This window comes from Undibacterium sp. CCC3.4, assembly GCF_034347425.1.
Classification (GTDB): Bacteria; Pseudomonadota; Gammaproteobacteria; order Burkholderiales; family Burkholderiaceae_D; genus Undibacterium.
Genome location: NZ_CP133779.1, coordinates 1,321,849 through 1,343,054, shown reverse-complemented (window position 1 = coordinate 1,343,054; position 21,206 = coordinate 1,321,849). Strand labels below are relative to the sequence as shown.

The 21,206-nt window shown below is 54.8% G+C and carries 12 protein-coding genes; 3 read left to right on the top strand and 9 right to left on the bottom strand.

The window, feature by feature from the left end; genetic code table 11:
- Window positions 1-69 precede the first annotated feature (69 nt).
- Entirely contained in the window at window positions 70-1,386 is a 1,317-nt protein-coding gene (locus RHM61_RS06090; RefSeq protein ID WP_322250242.1) for a type II toxin-antitoxin system HipA family toxin, read from the bottom strand.
- Window positions 1,387-1,414: 28 nt separating this feature from the next.
- Complete coding sequence (locus RHM61_RS06085) at window positions 1,415-1,645, bottom strand: transcriptional regulator (RefSeq protein WP_322250241.1); 231 nt, start codon at window positions 1,643-1,645, stop codon at window positions 1,415-1,417.
- Between the two features lie 538 nt (window positions 1,646-2,183).
- Between RHM61_RS06085 and RHM61_RS06080 the strand changes: the two genes are divergently transcribed.
- On the top strand, window positions 2,184-3,194 hold the full coding sequence (locus tag RHM61_RS06080) for a polymer-forming cytoskeletal protein (RefSeq protein WP_322250240.1): 1,011 nt from the start codon (window positions 2,184-2,186) through the stop codon (window positions 3,192-3,194).
- Here the strand turns inward: RHM61_RS06080 and RHM61_RS06075 are convergent.
- Window positions 3,191-5,995, bottom strand: a complete 2,805-nt coding sequence (locus RHM61_RS06075) for an EAL domain-containing protein (RefSeq protein ID WP_322250239.1) — start codon at window positions 5,993-5,995, stop codon at window positions 3,191-3,193. The two genes, RHM61_RS06080 and RHM61_RS06075, sit on opposite strands and share 4 nt — an antisense overlap.
- Before the next feature lie 303 nt (window positions 5,996-6,298).
- Between RHM61_RS06075 and dbpA the strand changes: the two genes are divergently transcribed.
- On the top strand, window positions 6,299-7,687 hold the full coding sequence (gene dbpA / locus RHM61_RS06070; RefSeq protein ID WP_322250238.1) for an ATP-dependent RNA helicase DbpA: 1,389 nt from the start codon (window positions 6,299-6,301) through the stop codon (window positions 7,685-7,687).
- Window positions 7,688-7,736: 49 nt separating this feature from the next.
- Here the strand turns inward: dbpA and RHM61_RS06065 are convergent, their stop codons facing one another.
- The 6 genes from RHM61_RS06065 to RHM61_RS06040 all read right to left on the bottom strand — a co-directional run bounded on the left by RHM61_RS06065 (window position 7,737) and on the right by RHM61_RS06040 (window position 11,240).
- Window positions 7,737-8,609 carry an NAD-dependent epimerase/dehydratase family protein gene (locus RHM61_RS06065; RefSeq protein ID WP_322250237.1) on the bottom strand — a complete coding sequence of 291 codons (873 nt, stop codon included), beginning with the start codon at window positions 8,607-8,609 and terminating at the stop codon, window positions 7,737-7,739.
- 17 nt (window positions 8,610-8,626) lie between these two features.
- Window positions 8,627-9,139 (bottom strand): GNAT family N-acetyltransferase, encoded by a 513-nt coding sequence (locus tag RHM61_RS06060; RefSeq protein WP_322250236.1) that lies wholly within the window; start codon window positions 9,137-9,139, stop codon window positions 8,627-8,629.
- A 5-nt stretch (window positions 9,140-9,144) separates the two neighbouring features.
- A complete protein-coding gene (locus tag RHM61_RS06055) occupies window positions 9,145-9,453 on the bottom strand; it encodes a DUF6916 family protein (RefSeq protein WP_322250235.1) in 309 nt (102 codons plus the stop codon).
- A 79-nt stretch (window positions 9,454-9,532) separates the two neighbouring features.
- Window positions 9,533-10,048 (bottom strand): phage tail protein, encoded by a 516-nt coding sequence (locus tag RHM61_RS06050; protein ID WP_322250234.1) that lies wholly within the window; start codon window positions 10,046-10,048, stop codon window positions 9,533-9,535.
- 15 nt (window positions 10,049-10,063) lie between these two features.
- Window positions 10,064-10,594, bottom strand: coding sequence for a phage tail protein (locus tag RHM61_RS06045; protein WP_322250233.1), 531 nt, complete (start codon window positions 10,592-10,594; stop codon window positions 10,064-10,066).
- Window positions 10,595-10,604: 10 nt separating this feature from the next.
- On the bottom strand, window positions 10,605-11,240 hold the full coding sequence (locus RHM61_RS06040; RefSeq protein ID WP_322250232.1) for a phage tail protein: 636 nt from the start codon (window positions 11,238-11,240) through the stop codon (window positions 10,605-10,607).
- 1,018 nt (window positions 11,241-12,258) lie between these two features.
- Here RHM61_RS06040 and RHM61_RS06035 point away from each other — a divergent pair.
- Window positions 12,259-21,174: an IPT/TIG domain-containing protein gene (locus RHM61_RS06035; protein WP_322250231.1), complete on the top strand. Its 8,916-nt coding sequence runs from the start codon at window positions 12,259-12,261 to the stop codon at window positions 21,172-21,174.
- Window positions 21,175-21,206 lie beyond the last annotated feature (32 nt).

The following is a 21,206-nucleotide window of genomic DNA, read 5'->3' as shown; positions in this document are numbered from 1 at the left end:
GCAAAGAATGAGATGGTGTGGTTAACATCAGAGATGGCAAGCGAAATGCACTCAGAACGGACCTGCGTGTTACGCCAACAACTCAACAGCCTCATCCATTCCGGCGTGTTCGAAAGCGGGCGCAAAGTCCTTGAGTTCAGCTTGGGAGAGCCCGACGTCTGCCGTCAAGGCCACGTCACGCCACTGTTTAACGGCATCGACTACCTCAGCCAGCACGGCAGTGGCTGCGTGCGGCTTAAGCTGAAACCGTGCTGCCTGGCCCAATAGTTGCGCTAGCGAGGTAATTGGACCAGTGTCTTCGCTTAACCAAGTCTTCGACTCCCTGTCCTTTTCAGGAAACGGATTGAGATCAAAGGAGGGGGACAACTGCCATTGATTTTTGTCCACATACAAGAAACCAATATTTTGCAGATGGTCATCGACATTTGTAATCAGAAAATTGAAGACCAGCCGACGCCAGAGCTGTTGGGCTGAGGCAGTGAAATCGATGCATTTCGAACGCATCGCGTCTACGACTTCCGTGTAAGCGTGTTCTTCATTTCGGCTCGACTGCAGCAGCGCAGCCCCGGACATATAGGGGATGCGAGCTTGCTTCGATGTTCTGTCGAAACGACGAATGATCGCTACCGGAGCACCCTGAACCATCACAATACGTGCGTCTGCCGTGTCAATCCCCGCCAGCTTGGCCAAGCGCAGGGCAAGAACCTCTCCACGCGTGACACTGCGCGTGTCATTGACGCTAGGAAACTTCCCCAAAGCCAGTGTTCCGTCTTCATCAAGTACGCTGCATTTGGGGCGCATACCGCCTAACGAGGTACCTTTCCCCTGAAGATATGTGAGATCTTCAGCGGTCTCCTTGCTTAGTTCAACGGCTTGCGAGGCCGCCATCATTTTTTCGAGCTCCAGCAATGGCGGGGTAGCTCGCTTACCGTCCTCTACGTTGCGCAGCTTGGTCTGTGCCGCGGCGCGCAAGCGCAGTGCTCCGATACGGCTGAAATCATCTACGGCACAAAGATAGTCCACCGCCGTCAGCGCGGTGAGCGAAGGATTGAGTTTTCTTTTTTTGGCGTGAGCCCGCGCGATGAGGCGACGACCCCAGCTGTCCGGCTCCGTATCTGCCAGCGTAAGAAAAAAGCAGGAGTCGTCTTTGCTCGGGGCTCTGCGCAATTGGTAGCCTGGAACCCGGGATAAATCAGGGGAGACGTCAAATGCGACAGGGTTGTCCAGCCATTCTTCTTGGTAGGCGAACTGAGAGAACTCACGCTGGCCGTCTTTGACGTAAATGAGTTTACCAACAGGTAGGCCAGCTTGCCCCAAGCAAACGTCCAACTCAACTTTAGAGGCCGAGCCCGCATTGGCTCGTTTGTCAGTGCTCTTGGTAGCCATGGATAGTTTCAGTTTTATCTCAAATCACTCAAAACGCACCCGGCTCACGACGCCGGCGAGGGGTACGAATCCGTTGCGGGAGATTTTCGTCCATCAAGCTTAGTCCTACCGAATCCTGAGCTGTATCCATGAGCTGCTCGAACTTGTCGAGTTCACCAAATACCTGAAGCGCCCGGACAAAGTGTTGAAGGGCTGTGCCTGGCTGGCCATCTTCCATTCGCCGAACCGTATTGACCGAGGTGCCTATACGTTCAGCCAAGGCTTCCTGGGACAGCTGCCTGCGTCGGCGCGCCAAGCCTATGTTATAACCGACCCTACGCAAGGCTCGTTCAACAGGAAGTGGAACAGGACTACTTTTCATCATTTACCGACCCAATCAGAGCGCCTAAAGTCGTTTCACTTGCGCAGATAGCTGAGTATTTAGCGGCAACAATTTTCTGTCAAGTCTTACTTAATTTATCATCCATATTTGGATGATTAAATAATATAAGAAAGCATATTTGGTCTTTTATATTATTATTTTGACTTAATTTTCGAAATGCCAGTGCTGCCGGTAAAGCATGCGGTGCGTAGTCGCTTGGCAAATCGCTTAAAAGCTTACCCTCAGAGCACTGTCGCTTACTTGGTAAGTGCAATTTTGATCATGAGCGTGACGATTTATGCGCAAAACCGCAGCAGTGGCCCGAAGTCTGGGATAATCGCGCCATTCTCTCGTTCACCTTACCAGGCTTATCATGATCAAGCGCAAACCAGCACCGCCCGTTCTTTCTGCACCTGAACCATTTCAGGCCAAGACATTGAAGCGCAAACAATTTGCCAGCAACGGTGATGTGCATATCCAAGGTGATGTGACGATCACCACGCAGTTGACAGTAGGCGGCGATTTGTTGATAGACGGTGATTTGATCGCCGAAGAAGTGTATTGCCTGGGTAAATTGACCGTCACCGGCAATATCCAAGTGCAATCGCTGTACGTTGGCCACACGCTCGATGTCGGTGGCAATATCGACGTGGAATTCATGCTCAAGACCGGTTGCAGTGCCGAGTGGATGGCGCGCATGTTGGAACTCGACCAACGCAGAGCGGCGAAAGATGGCAGTCACTTCATGGATTTGCTGGCGCATCCGGCCATTCTGGCACGCCACGCTCACCACGATGTCTTCGGTGGCTTTGGCGATATCCAAGGACTCGGCTATTTATCGTGTACCGACCTCGATTGCCACGGCAATCTGCAACTCGATGATGATTTGGAAGCCGGCGAAGTACAGTTTATCGGCGGCCATTTGTCCGCCAGCGCGATTCATATCGAGGGCGACTGCAATTGCCAAGGTGAAGTATTCAGCGAATCTGACATCGCCGTGGCCGGCAGCTTGTTTGCCGGTGAAGTGATTTGCCAAGGAAATTTGTCCGCTGGCAGCATCGGTAGCCAAGGTGATATCAGCAGTTGGGGCACGCTGCGCGGCAAGGGCGAAATCAGCAGCTTGTATGGTGAAATCCATGTTGGCCGTTGGATTGCTACGGCTGGCAACTTGTATGCCGGAAAATTCATCAAGGCCGGTGAATCGGTGGTGGCAGAAAAAGGTATGGTCTGCGGTAAAGATTACGGTATTTTTGCCGGCTTTGCCGTGGCACGTTCGGAATGGGCGACTGGTGGCATGATTTCGGCCGATAGCAAACCACGTCTGATCTTGTCAGGCGAATTCGTGGCCGATAAAAAGCTGCGTCACATCGATGCCTTGGAAAAAAAGCGCAGTAAAGAACTCGACTGGGAAATCGCCCGTCGCGTTAAGCGCGAAGTGCAGGCTTAAGCCAGCGCAGCGGCTGCAACGGCGACCTCGGCTTGCCACTGGGCTGGAACGACGTAGTGTGCGGCCCACTGTTGGACGTCTGCGGCCGGCATCGGTCGCGCGATGCCAAAGCCTTGGGCTTGGTCGCAGCCTAGTTGCATCAGCGCCGCACCATGGGCGCTGGTTTCCACACCTTCTGCAATCACCTCGCGCTTGAAGGCTTGCGCCAACCCGACGATGGCCCCGATCAGGGCCAGATCATCGCGGTCTTCAAGCATATTGCGGACAAAACTCTGGTCGATTTTGAGTGTATTGGCCGGCAATCGCTTCAAATAGGATAGCGACGAGTAACCGGTGCCGAAATCGTCGAGTGCGAAGCGTACGCCAAGTTGCTGACAGCTGATCATGACTTCGCGCACGTATTCAATATCGTCAATCGCGGCGGATTCGAGAATTTCAATTTCCAAGTACTGCGGCGCAATGTCGGGAAATTCTGCCAAGATGCTGCGCAAGCTGCTGAGAAAATCACCGGATTGGAAGTGGCGGGCGGCGATGTTGACACTGATGACCCAGGTGTGACCGGCGGCCAGCCAGTCGCTGAGTTGCCGTAAAGCTGAGCGCAGTACCCATATGCCGATATCGATGATGAGCTCAGTTTGTTCTACCAGCGGCAAAAACTCGAGCGGACCGATTAAGCCGCGCTCTGGATGATCCCAGCGCAGCAAGGCTTCCATGCCGATAACACAGGCTTGCCGCATATCTACTTTGGGCTGGAAATACAAGACCAATTCGCCGTCGCGCAGGGCGCTGCGAATGCGTGCCAGTTGATCGTGGCGCGTGCGCACCTCTTGATCTTGGCGCGCATCGAATAAATGGTACTTGTTGCGACCGCTGATCTTGGCTTGGTACAAGGCTTGGTCGGCGTAGCGTAACAAGGCATCGGGGCTCAGTTCATCGTGCGGATACACGGCCACACCTATGCTGGCCGTCAGATGGGCTTGGCGTTGCCCGATCAAGTAGGGCTGCGCCAGATCGCGTAGCAGCGCGGATAAATTGCTATCGATGGTGGCGGTATCGTGCTGGTTTTTCAGTAACACGACGAATTCATCACCACCAAGGCGGGCCAGCGGGTTGCTGTGGCCCAGACTGTGCTGCAAACGCAGGGCCACGGCTTGCAAGAGTTGGTCGGCGAATTCGTGGCCATATTGTTCATTGATGACTTGGAAGTGATCGAGATCGAGCAGGCAAACCGCCAGTGTATGCTGGCGCTCCTGCGCTTCGGTGATGGCCTTGGTCAATTCATCGTGCAGGGTGCTGCGATTAGATAGCCCGGTGAGCACATCGTGCCCGGCTTGCCAAGAAATTTGCCGCTGCAAATGGCGGGTTTCGCTCAAATCACGAAAAATCAGCACGCAACCGCTGCTCTCGCCCGCGCTTTGGCGAATCGGTGCCGCCGTGTAATCGATATCGAGCGTGTTGCCAGAGCGAGATTGCAGGGCCAGATTGCGCGCGTCGAGATTGGCGGTTTGCCTGCCGATGTGCAGCAAAAACAGTGCCAGTTGGGCACCATGCAGTGGCTCGCTCAGTTCAAACACGCTGGCCAAGGGCAAACCGCAGGCCTCGGCCTGCGACCAGCCGGTCAGTTGTTGCGCGACGCGATTGAGGGTAAGAATGTGGCCGTGCTGGTCGGTACTGATGACGGCGTCGCCGATCGAATCGAGCGTGGTATCGAGCCGGTCTTTTTCGGCCGCCAGATCGGCTTCGATTTTCTTACGCTCGCTGATATCAACCAGTGCGCCGATATGGCCGGCCGCTTGTCCATCGACATTGGTATAGGCGGCTTGATAAAACAGTACGGCGAGGTCTTGGCTTGGACCGGGCAGGCTGAGTTCGGCCACCACGTGGGGTGCTGCCAGTGGCATCAGTGCCAAGGCGACCTCGCGCATCGGGCGGCCGACTACTTGTTGGGTACTCAAACCGAACATCCGCACCCAGGCCGGATTGACACCACGACATATACCGTGATGGTCTTGGAAAAAAATCGGAATCGGTAAGACCGCCAGTAGTTCCCAGGTAAAGTGTAATTGTTCGCTTTGTTTATGCTGACTTTCTCGCAGCGTAGCGAGCAGGCGTTCGATTTCGGTCGCCATGTGATTGAAGGTAGTCGCCAGCGCCCGTCCTTCCGAGGTGCCGCCGACGTGCAGGCGCACACTGTGTTCACCATGCTGGAAACGCAGATTGGCGCTGGCCAGTTGTGCCAGGGTTTTGGCATTGCTACGCAAGATCAGTATCAACAACAGGTAGATAAACAAGACCATCCAGGCAGAAACGAGTACCTGTGTCTTCACTCGATACCAAATCTGCTCGAGCCGTGTGGTGGCGGAACTGCTCAGCGATAAACTGACCAGGCTGCCATCGGCTTGTGCGCTGGATTTTTTCAGTGTGACGACTTGGAAGGCCAGAAAGTCGAGAAACCAAGCCGGCACCTTGCTGACCACGGCTGCTTGTTGACGCGTGAAACTGCTGCCACAGGCGTGCCAAGTCAGGCTGCCGAGTTCGCTTGCCGCCGCCAATTCTTGCGTGAGCAAGCGTGCAATCGCTGCAGCGTCGCAATCGAGTGCCAGCAGTTGTGGTGTCAGTCTGTGTTCCGCTTGCCGCAGTTCGATGCCGGCCCGTTGTAGTGCATCATTGCGCTCTGCATCGATCAGCATGTGATAGCGCACGCTGCCCGAGACGATGATCATCAACAGTAGCGGCAGAAACAAACGGCTGTAGACACCTTGTTGCAACCAGAGAAACAGTAATTTTCGGATGATGCGCAAGATGTAATCGAAGAAAGATAAGAAAAGCAAAAGAACGCGGTAATTTTGCCAGAGTTTGCCTTAAATCAAAGGGACTGTGCGACTTAAAGTGTAACAGAAATTGCATAAAAGCAACATTTATGTTTCTCACGATGCTAGTTTTCCAACTCCGATTTTAGCGAAATCTGAGCCAGGCGAGCGCAATTGAACCCGCCAGCCGCTTGCATGCCCTACAATACGCTCATTGAGCGTCTGCACTATCTTTGCCTATGTTGTAAGGTCAGTACGCTGCGCTTGTCACCCTCTATGAAGAAATGATTGTCCATGTCCGAATCGCTCGCCTTTTCCAGTTTGCCCTTGTCCGCCGCCATGCTCGCCAACCTAGATAGCCTTGGCTATAAGGAAATGACGGCGATCCAAGCCGAGAGTTTGCCTATCGTCTTGCAACAAAAAGACTTGATCGCCCAAGCTAAAACCGGTAGCGGCAAGACTGCCGCGTTTGGTCTCGGTATTTTAGCTAAACTTAATCCCAGTTATTTTGCGGTACAAGGCTTAGTGATTTGCCCGACGCGTGAGTTGGCCGACCAAGTCGCTAATGAATTGCGCCGTTTGGCGCGCGCCATCGATAATGTCAAAATACTCACGCTCTGCGGTGGTACTGCGATGCGCCCGCAAATTGCATCGCTGGAACATGGTGCTCATATCGTCGTCGGCACGCCGGGTCGCTTGATCGACCATATCAGCCGCGGCACCATCAAACTCAGTACCGTGCAAACGCTGGTGCTCGATGAAGCCGATCGCATGGTCGACATGGGTTTTTATGACGACATCTATACCATCGTCGCCGCTTGCCCAGCGCGCCGTCAGACTTTGCTGTTTTCTGCCACTTACCCGGAAAATATTCGCCATGCCAGCGAACAGTTATTGCGTGATCCGGTGGAAATCAAGGTTGAATCCCAGCATGCGGCCAACCATATAGAACAATTGTTTTACTTAGTCTCGCCGGAAGCACGGAATGAATCGGTGGCGCGCTTGCTGCATCATTACCAACCGGTGTCGACCATCGCTTTTTGTAATACCAAGATTCATTGCCGCGAATTGACCGAAGAATTGCAGGCGCAGGGGGTGTCGGCGCTGGCGCTGCATGGCGATTTGGAACAACGCGAGCGCGACGAAGTACTGATCCGCTTTGCCAATCAAAGTTGTTCAGTGCTGGTGGCTACTGACGTCGCCGCCCGCGGACTCGATATTCAAACTCTGGGCGCGGTGATCAATGTCGATGTCTCGAAAGATACCGAAGTGCATATTCACCGCATCGGCCGTACCGGCCGCGCGGGTGAAAAAGGCTTGGCGCTGAGTTTGGCGACTTCGAATGAAAAAAAATGGGTCAAGCTGATCGCTGAATACCAAGGCGAAGCCGTAGTCTGGGCCGACATCAACAAGTTGGCAGCGGCACCGGATCAAGTGCTGACCGCACCGATGACCACCGTGTGCATCTTCGGCGGAAAAAAAGACAAGCTGCGCCCGGGCGATTTGCTCGGTGCCTTGACGGCTGATATCGGTTTGAAAAAAGAACAAGTCGGTAAAATCAATGTCGGCGAATTCCACACCTATGTCGCGCTGGAGCGCCATATTGCACGCCAAACGGTGAGCAAACTCGAATTTACCAATATCAAGGGGCGCCAGTTCAAGATGCGGATAGTTGGCAGCTAAGCTGATTTTCTGTCTTAGCCGAGACGACAAGTGCTTGTCGTCGGCCGTATCAAGGACTTGTTTCAATAGTGTGCCGTGGTGCCCAGTGCAATTGGGTTCTGGCGCGCAGCGCACTGATACGGCTGTTGCCGCCAAAAATCGTTGCGGTCGTCGACTCGCCCCATTTGTCGATGAATGTCTGCAGCGGTAATGCCTGAGCCGGCAGTGGCAGCTTCAATTGTGCTTGCAACTGTTGCGCCATCGAGAAGAGCGTCGCTTCCCCATTTTCGGCAAAAAACAAGGAACCGGGTGCGGCGTTTTCTATTGCCAACACAAAAAGATCGACTAAGTCATCAAGGTGGACGTTAGACCAACTGTTTTCGGCCTTGCCTAAGTAGGGTACGAAACCACATTCCTTCGCCCACGCTGCCCAAGCGGCAAAAAAACCAGCCTGTTTCAGCGCTGCCGGGCCATAAATCAAGCCAGGAACAATCACGATACTGCGTATATCATCAGCCGCTGCAGCGATGCACTGTTGGTTAATCGCATGTAAATGTGCTTTTCCAGGGCGTGGACATACCGAGTCTTCGGTAAAGATGTGCGGATCAAGCTCGTCGCTTACAACACTGGCAACACTGGAACCGCTGAGCTGCACAAAGCTTTTTCCGCTGCCCTTCAAACAATGCAGAAAACTGCTGACGGCTACCGCATCTTCATAGTCGGCCGCGTTAATGATGACGTCCGCCCACGCCGCGTGCTGCTCCAGCTTAGGTGTTTCGTCCAGCGTCCCCAATACCGCTTGCATGCCGAGATGCTCAAGCTGCGCGACTTGCTCAGGCAGACGCACCAAGCCGCGCACCGTATCGCCACGGCTGTAAAAGCGCTGGGCCAAGGCCCCGCCGATATAACCGGCCGCGCCGGTGATCAATATTTTTTTGCTCATGGACGTAGCCTAGCAGGCTAGGTCAGAAAAATATTGTGTTTTTCGACCATTTCAGCGCCGTTCCAGCTCATTAGCAGATACACGCCCTTGTCTTCCAAGGGGAGAAATCCGAGGCGCTGGTACAGGCGTAGCGCTGGATTGAATTTTTCCACATGGATTTGCACCGCTTTGCCAGCGCTGTGCGCCAGCGCGCAGACCGACTGCAGCAGTGCCGTGCCGACGCCTTGTGCGCGGGCATCTGCCAACAGGGAAATATCGATGATGTGGACGGTATTCGTCAGGTGTTGTAGATAAATACGGCCTGCCGCTTGCTGCTGCACCAGAATGAGAAAAAATTCTGCCGCAGGATAGCGCGAATAGGCGTGATGCTGGGCGGCAAACTGCATGGCGATGAAGTCCGCCTTCTGTGTTGCACTCCAGTTGGTGGGTTTCAATTCCTCTTCACGCACCGAAGCGTATACCTGCAAGAGAAAGGGCTGATCTGCTTCAGTAACCGGTCGCAGGCTGATTCTGGGGTCGGAAATATGCATGGAGCTCAGCTTTCCGAACCGGCGGCTGGCAGTGCGACGCTGAATGCCGCCTGATAGCGATACACATTCCCCGTGCACGCGATCGGCACCAGAAAGATGCTCAATGGCGCGAGGCTATCATGTTGCAGGCAATACGTGCCTTGCTGCAGTTGCAATCCACCTTGGCACAGGAAGAACAGTGAAAATTGATGGAAGGCGGCATTGTCGCGCACGCTGATTTGGTCCAAGCATAAAGCCAGGCTTTGCCCATCTAGAAGTTCGATGCGGAATGCGGTTTGGAGATAGTCTTGAAAATATGCTGCGGAATAATTCATGGCGGAAGAATCAAAAAAGAACCCGGCCAGCCGGGTTCCAGGGGCTGTTGACGTTGAATTGTAAGATCCGTTCAAAAAATCAAGGATGTTCCGGCCAAGCGCCTTGCAGCGAAATACAGAAATTGATGGCCAGATACGGTTGCAGATTTTGATGCGCGCCACCACTGCCGACGGCGCTGACTGCCTCCGGACTGAGGGGAGTGAGCTGCCCCGCATTCGCGATAGGGACGAAGGCACAATTGTTAGGCGTCACAAAACGTGTCGGCAAATGTGCCGTCGGGACAGCACTTGCCGCGCGCGTCGTGTTGCCATTGAGCGCATGGGTATGGGAGGGCATGGTTTGCTGCGTGAGCGTCACCGTATTGCTGCCTTGCTGGTGGTTTAACACGCCGCCGACTTGCCCGATGACGCCGAGTGCGCTCAGATTGGGAATACCGAATGTCTGAGGTGCCGTGCCGCCGTAAGTATTGCCGATAACGGCATACAAAGCTTGATTTTGCGAAATTGGCAGTGTTTGCCCGTCGCAAGACATCCAGTCTTGCGGTGCAAAATTGAATCCGAAAGCGCGGATTTCTCCAATGAATGAATCAGCCATAATTGCTCCCTGAATTTAAGGCCGGGTTGGAAACAGACCGGTCGTTGCGATGATGTAGGTCAAGCTCAGCGTGGGCATGTGATTGTCGTGCGGCAGGTTGCCGCCAACTGACGTCAGCGCTTGCTGATCCATGGGGTGGATGCTGGTGCTGACCGCTGCGCCGCTATCGTAAAACGAAGCGGGAGTGGTTCCCAGTGTCAGGGTCGGCCCAGGAATGGTCGTGGTGGCCGGCGTCGTACTTGCCATGATGCTATGCGTATGTGCCGGTAAGTGTGCCGGTGTCAGGGTCACGCTATCGACACCGGTGCTGGCACCGAGCAAGCGCGGTGTTAAATTGGTACCAGCACCTTGGCCTATAGGGAGCGTCGCGTTTAAGTTGGGTACCTTAAAGTTAGTGCTGCCAGTGCCGCCGTAAGTGGTGCCTATCAAGGCATACAGTACTTGGTAATCATTCACGGAAAGTGCTTGCCCGTTACATAAAACCCAACCTACCGGCGCGTAATTGCCGGCAAATATACGAATTTCTCCTACAAATCCATCTGCCATATTGTTCTCCTTAATCTCGCGGTGGGTACAGTCCGTTGGTGCAGATCATGTAGTTCAGCACCAGGGATGGCTGCATGTTGTTATGCGCGGTGCCGCTGCCGACCGTTGAACAGATACTCTCTTGCATGGGAGTCAGGCTGCTTGCCGGTACAGTCGGGGCGTAGAGATTGTCGCCAGGACCAGTAATCGCGGCGGCGCTGGCGTTGTGCAAAAAGCTTTGTGCTAGCAAGCTATCGCTGTTAATGCCCACCGTAGCGGCGCTCGCGTGCGCAAGCGAGGCTTGTATGGTGTGGCTGTGTACAGGAATGGTGGCGGCAGTCAGTTGAACAGTTTCTGCGCCGCCAGAATTGCCTTGATTGAAGTCGGTGAGTAAAACCTTGCTGCGGTGAATGGCGGTGCGGCCGCGTAAATCTGGTAAGGCAAAATTTGTTTTGCCGTCGCCACCGTATCGAATCCCGAGCAGGGAATACAGTGCCTGATTTTGCTGGATTTGCAAAAGTGATCCATCGCATAGAGCCCAGCCCGCCGGGGCGAAGGGAAACGCGCAGATTTTTATTTCACCTAAAAATGGGTCCATCAGTCTTCCCTTAACAAAAATATCGTTGCCAAAAAAAACAAAATATTCCTTACTTTCGCCATGATGCAAAAATACAATAATTTCTTATTTTGCATTGCTTGTCAATAATAAAAAAATATTGTTTTTTGTGTACAAAAAAACCGACACCTGGGTTTTCTTCCTTTGCTTTTTCTTAAATTGTTGCTCAGCAATCACAATTGCTGATTATTAATTAGATCGTAACGAAAAATAGTGTATTCCCGTGCCGTACCACGTTTTTTACATAAGGAGCGTGCGCATTTGTTGTCGAAATATCGTTGGCTTAAGCACAGCGTTGACTAGGGAAGCGCAGATTTAATCCATGCGGTTTGTCCGCTGCCACTGAGGCGCACTGCTGCGTTGCCTTTTGCTGTCAATAGCTCGCTATTGACAGCAAAAGACGCCTTGCATTGCTTCCTCATTGGCAACGAACAATTCCACAGCGATTAAATCCGCGCTTCCCTAGCAAATGAGCCTCTCAGGCTGAGACGCTCATTTGCGCCGCTTGCTCAAACAATTTTTCGATTCCCTAAGTCCGACCAGGTAGCGGCTTTATTGCATTTCCGTATGGCAAGGCAATAAAGCTTACCGTTGAAGCAAAAAATATTGACAGAAAATAGTGAGAAATTTTATGCACCTACTAACAAAACTGATGCTGGTATCCTGCCTGTTATGGCAACGCTTGATGGCGCGAGGGCAGAGCATGAGGTCTGTTTTGTTGGTGCTAAGCAGTATGTTCGCTGTGATGCCGGCTGCGGCTTGTACTCTTACGCTCAATTTCGTTAATACCGGTGCGGCTTACTACACTTACAATTTAACCCCAGCAAATATAAGCAATTGCGGGTCGGTGTCCGGATATGGCTTTTACAGCGATAGTGTAGGTGGCATCTCCGATATCTTCACGACTAACGGAAAAATTATAGGCAATGATAGTGTTACACCGCCGTACAACACAAATGTCGATTCGATCGCTTACGTACCAACGAACAGCGGTTTTTCTGGTACTGACAGCGCAACAGTGTATTTTTCCAACGGTGGGCCTTGGTTAGCGTCAACGGTAAATATCACGATGACAGGCGGGACACCCGCACCAAGCATTACCAGTGTCTCACCCAGCTCTGGGTCTGCTTTGGGTGGCGCAAATGTCGTCATTACCGGCACAAATTTTACTGGCGCGACTGCGGTGAAATTCGGCGCGAGCAATGCCAGCAGTTTTACTGTAACCAGCGCGACACAAATAACGGCAACGGCCCCGTCCGGCAGCGGCACGGTACATATTACCGTCGTGAACGGTGGCGTTACGAGTGCGACGAGTGGTGGCGATCAATATACGTATATCGCTGCGCCAACGGTGAGTAGCCTGGGGACGTCGACGGGTCCAGCCACGGGTGGGACTTCCGTAGCGATTACCGGTAGCAATTTTACTGGCGCGACTGCGGTGAAATTCGGCGCGAGCAATGCCAGCAGTTTTACTGTAACCAGCGCGACACAAATTACGGCAACGGCACCGTCCGGCAGTGGCACGGTAGATATTACCGTCGTGACCGGTGGCGGCACGAGTGCGACGAGTGCCAACGATAAATATACGTATATCGCTGCGCCAACGGTGAGTAGCCTGGGGACGTCGAGCGGCCCTGCTGTGGGTGGCACCTCCGTGGTGATCACGGGTACAAATTTTACTGGCGCTACTGCGGTGAAATTCGGCCTGAGCAACGCCAGCGGTTTTACTGTGAACAGCGCGACACAAATAACGGCAACGGCCCCGGCCGGCAGCAGCGGCACGGTAGATATTACCGTCGTGACTGGTGGTGGTACGAGTGCGACGAGTGCCGGCGATCAATATACGTATATCGGTGCGCCAACGGTGAGTAGCCTGGGGACGTCGAGCGGCCCTGCTGCGGGTGGCACCTCCGTGGTGATCACGGGTACAAATTTGACGGGTGCGACTTCTGTGAAGTTCGGCCTGAGCAACGCCAGCAGTTTTACTGTGAACAGCGCGACACAAATTACGGCAACGGCACCGTCCGGCAGCGGCACGGTAGATATTACCGTCGTGACCGGTGGCGGCACGAGTGCGACGAGTGCCAACGATAAATATACGTATATCGCTGCGCCAACGGTGAGTAGCCTGGGGACGTCGACGGGTCCAGCCACGGGTGGGACTTCCGTGGTCATTACAGGTACAAATTTTACTGGCGCTACTGCGGTGAAATTCGGCCTGAGCAACGCCAGCGGTTTTACTGTGAACAGCGCGACACAAATTACGGCAACGGCACCGTCCGGCAGCGGCACGGTAGATATTACCGTCGTGACCGGTGGTGGCACGAGTGCGACGAGTGCCAACGATCAATATACGTATATCAGTGCGCCAACGGTGAGTAGCCTGGGGACGTCGACGGGTCCAGCCACGGGTGCGACTTCCGTGGTCATTACAGGTAGCAATTTTACTGGCGCTACTGCGGTGAAATTCGGCCTGAGCAACGCCAGCGGCTTTACTGTGAACAGCGCGACACAAATTACGGCAACGGCACCGTCCGGCAGCGGCACGGTAGATATTACCGTCGTGACCGGTGGTGGTACGAGTGCGACGAGTGCCAACGATCAATATACGTATATCGGTGCGCCAACGGTGAGTAGCCTGGGGACGTCGACGGGTCCAGCCACGGGTGGGACTTCCGTGGTCATTACAGGTACAAATTTTACTGGCGCTACTGCGGTGAAATTCGGCCTGAGCAACGCCAGCGGCTTTACTGTGAACAGCGCGACACAAATTACGGCAACGGCACCGTCCGGCAGCGGCACGGTAGATATTACCGTCGTGACCGGTGGTGGTACGAGTGCGACGAGTGCCAACGATCAATATACGTATATCGGTGCGCCAACGGTGAGTAGCCTGGGGACGTCGACGGGTCCGGCCACGGGCGGGACTTCCGTGGTCATTACAGGTACAAATTTTACTGGCGCTACTGCGGTGAAATTCGGCCTGAGTAACGCCAGCGGCTTTACTGTGAACAGCGCGACACAAATTACGGCAACGGCACCGTCCGGCAGCGGCACGGTAGATATTACCGTCGTGACCGGTGGTGGTACGAGTGCGACGAGTGCTGGCGATCAATATACGTATATCGCTGCGCCAACGGTGAGTAGCCTGGGGACGTCGACGGGTCCGGCCACGGGCGGGACTTCCGTGGTCATTACAGGTACAAATTTTACTGGCGCTACTGCGGTGAAATTCGGCCTGAGCAACGCCAGCAGTTTTACTGTGAACAGCGCGACACAAATTACGGCAACGGCACCGTCCGGCAGTGGCACGGTAGATATTACCGTCGTGACTGGTGGTGGTACGAGTGCGACGAGTGCCGGCGATCAATATACGTATATCGCTGCGCCAACGGTGAGTAGCCTGGGGACGTCGACGGGTCCAGCCACGGGTGGGACTTCCGTGGTCATTACAGGTAGCAATTTTACTGGCGCTACTGCGGTGAAATTCGGCCTGAGCAACGCCAGCAGTTTTACTGTGAACAGCGCGACACAAATTACGGCAACGGCACCGGCTGGCAGCGGCACGGTGGATATTACCGTCGTGACCATGGGCGGTACTAGCAGTGTCAGCGTCGCAGATAACTACACGTATACAGTGCCGACGAGTGTCATCACGTTTGCCACCCCAAGCAGCGCCGCAGTGTTTTTTGGTGGTACTTTGACGAATGCTGCCAGTGCGACACTGAGCGGCGGCAGTTACGGCGCGATCACTTACAGTAGTTCAAATACAGCAGTAGCAACGGTCAGCGCCAGCGGTGTAATCGCAACGATCAGCGTCGGCACAAGTACGATCACAGCCACGCAAGCAGCGGTGACTGGGGTAAATGCCCAAGCCACACAAAGCTACAGCTTGACCATAAGCAGCCTGCCGCTTGGTATCGTGAGTTTCAGTACACCGAGCACAGCCAGTATCGGCATGGGTAACAGCTTGACCAATGCAGCGAGCTCAACTTTGAGCGGCGGTAGTTATGGCACCATCACTTACAACAGTTCAAATACCGCAGTAGCGACGGTCAGCGCCAGCGGTGTGATCACACCAGTCAGTGCCGGCGCTAGTACGATCACGGCTACGCAAGCGGCGGTGACTGGGGTGAATGCGCAAGCGACCCAGACTTACAGCTTGACAGTAACAGCCTTGCCACAACCGGTACTGACGTTTGCCACGCCGAGTGCCGCCAGTGTGGGTGTACAAAACAGTTTGACGAATGCCGCAATCTCAACGCTGAGTGGCGGCAGTTATGGTGTCATCACTTACAGCAGTTCAAATACCGCAGTAGCAACGGTCAGTGCCGGCGGTGTGATTACACCGATCAGCGCCGGCAACGCTACGATCACGGCCACGCAAGCGGCGGTGACTGGGGTGAATGCGCAAGCGACCCAGACTTACAGCTTGACAGTAACAGCCTTGCCACAACCGGTACTGACGTTTGCCACGCCGAGTGCCGCCAGTGTAGGTGTACAAAACAGTTTGACGAATGCCGCAATCTCAACTTTGAGTGGCGGCAGTTATGGTGTCATCACTTACAGCAGTTCAAATACCGCAGTAGCAACGGTCAGTGCCGGCGGTGTCATCACACCAGTCAGTGCTGGCGCTAGTACGATCACGGCCACGCAAGCGGCGGTGACTGGGGTGAATGCGCAAGCGACCCAGACTTACAGCTTGACAGTAACAGCCTTGCCACAACCGGTACTGACGTTTGCCACGCCGAGTGCCGCCAGTGTGGGTGTACAAAACAGTTTGACGAATGCCGCAATCTCAACTTTGAGTGGCGGCAGTTATGGTGTTATCACTTACAGCAGTTCAAATACCGCAGTAGCAACGGTCAGTGCCAGCGGTGTGATTACACCGATCAGCGCCGGCAACGCTACGATCACATCGACGCAAGCAGCGGTGACTGGGGTGAATGCGCAAGCCACACAAAGCTACAGCTTGACCGTAACAAGTCTGCCGCTTGGTATCGTGAGTTTCAGTACACCGAGCACAGCCAGTATCGGCATGGGTAACAGCTTGACCAATGCAGCGAGCTCAACTTTGAGCGGCGGTAGTTATGGCACCATCACTTACAACAGTTCAAATACAGCAGTAGCGACGGTCAGCGCCAGCGGTGTGATCACACCAGTCAGTGCCGGCGCTAGTACGATCACGGCTACGCAAGCAGCGGTGACTGGTGTAAATGCCCAAGCCACACAAAGCTACAGCTTGACCGTAACAAGTCTGCCAGTCGGTACCTTGAGCTTTACGACTCCGAGCACAGCCAGTGTCGGTATGGGTAACAGCTTGACCAATGCGGCGAGTTCGACTTTGAGCGGTGGCAGTTACGGCGTCATCACTTACAGCAGTTCGAACACGGCAGTGGCGACGGTCAGCGCCAGCGGTGTGATTACACCAGTCAGCGCTGGTGCTAGTACGATCACGGCTACGCAAGCGGCGGTAACTGGGGTAAATGCGCAAGCGACCCAAAGCTACAGCTTGACCGTAACAACTCTGCCAGTCGGTACCTTGAGCTTTACGACACCGAGCACAGCCAGTGTCGGTATGGGTACTAGCTTGACCAATGCCGCGAGCTCAACTTTGAGTGGCGGCAGTTACGGTGCGATCACTTACAGCAGTTCGAACACGGCAGTGGCAACGGTCAGCGCCAGCGGTGTCATCACACCAGTCAGCGCCGGCGCTAGTACGATCACGGCTACGCAAGCGGCGGTGACTGGGGTGAATGCGCAAGCGACCAAGACCTATAGTTTAACGGTGACCAGTCTGCCAGTCGGTACCTTGAGCTTCACGACACCGAGCACAGCCAGTGTCGGTATGGGTACTAGCTTGACCAATGCAGCGAGCTCGACTTTGAGTGGCGGCAGTTACGGCGTCATCACTTACAGCAGTTCGAACACGGCAGTGGCAACGGTCAGTGCCGGTGGCGTCATTACACCAGTCAGTGCTGGCGCTAGTACGATCACGGCTACGCAAGCAGCGGTGACTGGGGTAAATGCCCAAGCCACACAAAGTTACAGCTTGACCGTAACAACTCTGCCAGTCGGTACCTTGAGCTTTACGACACCGAGCACAGCCAGTGTCGGTATGGGTACTAGCTTGACCAATGCCGCGAGCTCAACTTTGAGTGGCGGCAGTTACGGTGCGATCACTTACAGCAGTTCGAACACGGCAGTGGCAACGGTCAGCGCCAGCGGTGTCATCACACCAGTCAGCGCCGGCGCTAGTACGATCACGGCTACGCAAGCAGCGGTGGCTGGGGTAAATGCCCAAGCCACACAAAGCTACAGCTTGACCGTAAGCAGCCTGCCGCTTGGTATCGTGAGTTTCAGTACACCGAGCACAGCCAGTATCGGTATGGGTAACAGTTTGACCAATGCAGCGAGCTCGACTTTGAGCGGCGGCAGTTACGGCGTTATTACTTACAGCAGTTCCAATACCGCAGTAGCAACGGTCAGTGTCAGTGGTGTGATCACACCAGTTAGTGCTGGCGCTAGTACGATCACGGCTACGCAAGCGGCGGTGGCTGGGGTGAATGCGCAAGCGACCCAGACTTACAGCTTGACAGTAACAGCCTTGCCACAACCGGTACTGACATTTGCCACGCCGAGTGCCGCCAGTGTGGGTGTACAAAACAGTTTGACGAATGCCGCAACCTCAACGCTGAGTGGCGGTAGTTATGGTGTCACCACTTACAGCAGTTCGAATACCGCAGTGGCAACGGTCAGTGCCAGCGGTGTGATTACACCGATCAGCGCCGGCAACACTACGATCACGGCTACGCAAGCAGCGGTGACTGGGGTGAATGCCCAAGCCACACAAAGCTACAGCTTGACCGTAACAAGTCTGCCGCTTGGTATCGTGAGTTTTACGACACCAAGCACCGCCAGTGTCGGCATGGGTAACAGCTTGACCAATGCAGCGAGCTCAACTTTGAGCGGCGGCAGTTACGGCGTCATCACTTACAGCAGTTCGAACACGGCAGTGGCAACGGTCAGCGCCAGCGGTGTCATCACACCAGTCAGCGCCGGCGCTAGTACGATCACGGCTACGCAAGCGGCGGTGACTGGGGTAAATGCCCAAGCCACACAAAGCTACAGCTTGACCGTAAGCAGCCTGCCGCTTGGTATCGTGAGTTTCAGTACACCGAGCACAGCCAGTATCGGTATGGGTAACAGTTTGACCAATGCAGCGAGCTCGACTTTGAGCGGCGGCAGTTACGGCGTTATTACTTACAGCAGTTCCAATACCGCAGTAGCAACGGTCAGTGTCAGTGGTGTGATCACACCGATCAGCGCCGGCACCAGTACGATCACGGCCACGCAAGCGGCGGTAACAGGGCTGAATGCGCAAGCGACCAAGTCCTATAGCTTAACGGTGACCAGTCTGCCAGTCGGTACGCTGAGTTTTTCCGCACCGAGTGCCGCAAGTATCGGTATGGGTAACAGCTTGACCAATGCAGCGAGCTCGACTTTGAGCGGTGGCAGTTACGGCGTCATCACTTACAGCAGTTCCAATACGGCAGTGGCAACGGTCAGCGCCAGTGGTGTGGTGACACCAGTCAGCGCCGGCACCATAACGATCACGGCCACGCAAGCAGCAGTCACCGGTGTGAATGCCGCGGTCACACGCAGCTACAGTTTGACGGTAACGGCCTTGCCACAACCGATACTGACATTTGCCACGCCGAGCGCAGCCAGTGTGGGTATGCAAAACAGTCTGACGAATATCGCCAGCTCGACTTTGAGTGGCGGTAGTTACGGAATCATCACTTACAGCAGTTCCAATACGGCAGTAGCAACGGTCAGCAACAGCGGTGTCATCACACCAGTCAGCGCCGGTACCAGCACGATCAGCGCCACGCAAGCGGCGGTGTTGGGTATCAATGCTGTTGCCACGCAGACTTACAGTGTGACGGTCTCGGCATTGCCGACACCACTGCTGAGTTTTGCCACACCGGCGGCCTTGAGTACGACCATGGGCAGCAGCGTCAACAATGCGGCCAGCTCGACTTTGAGTGGCGGCAGTTACGGTGCGATCACTTATAGCAGTGCCAGCCCTGCGGTGGCAACGGTCAATGCCAGTGGCGTGATTACGCCGGTCAGCGCCGGGACCAGCGCCATTACGGCCAGTCAGGCCGCAGTCACAGGTATCAATGCGGCAGCTACGCAGACGTATACCTTGACGGTCGGTAAGAATGCCCAGGCTGGCTTGGTTCTGAGCGGTGATAAGCTCAGCATCATGAAAAATACTGGCAAGACCTTGCTCAGTGCGAGCGGCGGTTCCGGCAGCGGGGCGCTCAGTTATGCGCTCAGTTCCGGTACGTGTACGCTGCTGGCTAATGTGCTGACAGCGGGAAATGCCGCCGGTAATTGTGTGGTGACAGCCACCAAGGCGGCCGATGCCACGTATGCAGCGGCGACGGCGAGTTTGACGGTGCAGGTGCAGAACTTGGTCAGTGCGACGCTGGTTGTCAGCAGTTCGATGAGCGCACCGATGCTGGGACAAAGTCTGACTTTACAAGCCAGTATCACGCCGGCGACGGCTACTGGTAGTGTGAAATTCATGGATGGCAGCGTATTGCTCGGTACTGTGACGATTAGTGCCGGCAGTGCCAGTTTGCTCACCAGCAGTTTGGGCTTAGGCCCGCACAGTATCACCGCGGTGTACGGCGGCGATACGCTTACTGTGGCCGGTACCAGTGCGGTGCTGGCGCTGACGGTGGCGAAACGCCCGGATCCTGCCAGTAATGCCGTTGTCAATCAGCATGTGGCGGCCAACGTCGCTGCGGTGCAGCGCTTTACTGTCGCGCAAATGAGCAATGTTTCCAGCCATGTGCAGCTCTTGCATGGTGATTTCGCGATTCGTAATCGTTTCAATATCGGCCTCAATGGTCCTTACTTTGATACCTTGCGTATGGTCGGCGACAAAATCGCGCAAAACCTCAGCAGCGAAGGCCGTTACACGGCGGCACCGGGCACTTTCGGCATGGCCGAGGGCGGACGTCAAACCGGTGGGCCGTTTGTCGGCAATGATGACTTGCCACAGCCGGTCAAAAATCGCAGCACGCTCGACGCCGACAGTATGCCGGCACCGGGCAATGATGTGCTGCAGATCGGCGGCCAATCTATCGGTATCTGGAGTGCCGGTAATATCGATGTCGGTGGCATGGACACCGGTGACGGCGGACGCGCCAAGTTTTCCAGTGCTGGCCTCACCGTCGGTGGCGATGTGATGCTCAACCCACGCCTGATCGCTGGTGCCTCGATCGGTTATGCGCGCGATACCACGACCATGGATTTGTTCGGCAGCGACAGTAAAGCCAAGCAATGGTCGGGCAGCCTGTATCTGACTTATAAGCCTGCGCAAGACTGGTTCATCGATGCCAGCCTCGGTGGTGGCAGTGTTAATTATGATAACCATCGCTGGGATGATGTCAACAGCGTGCTGCTCAACGGCAGCCGCAGTGGCGAGGTCGCCTTCGCCTCAGTCACGCTCACGCGCGAACTGAAGTTTGATGATATTCGCCTGCATCCGTTCGGTCGTCTTAATGTCTTGCATACCAAGCTCAACGCTTACAACGAACAGGGCAGCTTGCTGGCTTTGAGTTTTAACCAGAGCAGTTTTACCGATACGACGGTAGCCGGTGGCTTGGAAGTATTCAAGGATTACAGCTTCGCTTCCGGACAGCTGACGCCATCGATGAAACTGGAGTTGCGTCACCGTGCCAGTGGAGATGTGAACCAAAGCATGTATTACACCGATTTGGGTGCCGGCAGTACCAACTACGGTGTGACGGTGTTGGGCTTGCCGGAGAATGTAGAGTCACTCGGTTTCGGCCTCAACTTCCGCACTCGTCGGGGCGTGCAGACTAACTTTAGCTGGCTCGGTTCGGTCGGTGCTAATGCGTATCGTTCCAACAGCTTCAGGTTTGACGTGCGCTTGGGTTTCTGAGACTGACGTAAGAAAAAAAACAGCGGCCGCAG

What these genes read in the sequence shown, in the direction of transcription:
- RHM61_RS06090 (WP_322250242.1), bottom strand. Translation starts at nt 1,386, where the DNA reads ATGGCTACCAAGAGCACTGACAAACGAGCCAATGCGGGCTCGGCCTCT.
- dbpA (WP_322250238.1), top strand. Translation starts at nt 6,299, where the DNA reads ATGTCCGAATCGCTCGCCTTTTCCAGTTTGCCCTTGTCCGCCGCCATG.
- RHM61_RS06065 (WP_322250237.1), bottom strand. Translation starts at nt 8,609, where the DNA reads ATGAGCAAAAAAATATTGATCACCGGCGCGGCCGGTTATATCGGCGGG.
- RHM61_RS06060 (WP_322250236.1), bottom strand. Translation starts at nt 9,139, where the DNA reads ATGCATATTTCCGACCCCAGAATCAGCCTGCGACCGGTTACTGAAGCA.
- RHM61_RS06055 (WP_322250235.1), bottom strand. Translation starts at nt 9,453, where the DNA reads ATGAATTATTCCGCAGCATATTTTCAAGACTATCTCCAAACCGCATTC.
- RHM61_RS06050 (WP_322250234.1), bottom strand. Translation starts at nt 10,048, where the DNA reads ATGGCTGATTCATTCATTGGAGAAATCCGCGCTTTCGGATTCAATTTT.
- RHM61_RS06045 (WP_322250233.1), bottom strand. Translation starts at nt 10,594, where the DNA reads ATGGCAGATGGATTTGTAGGAGAAATTCGTATATTTGCCGGCAATTAC.
- RHM61_RS06035 (WP_322250231.1), top strand. Translation starts at nt 12,259, where the DNA reads ATGACAGGCGGGACACCCGCACCAAGCATTACCAGTGTCTCACCCAGC.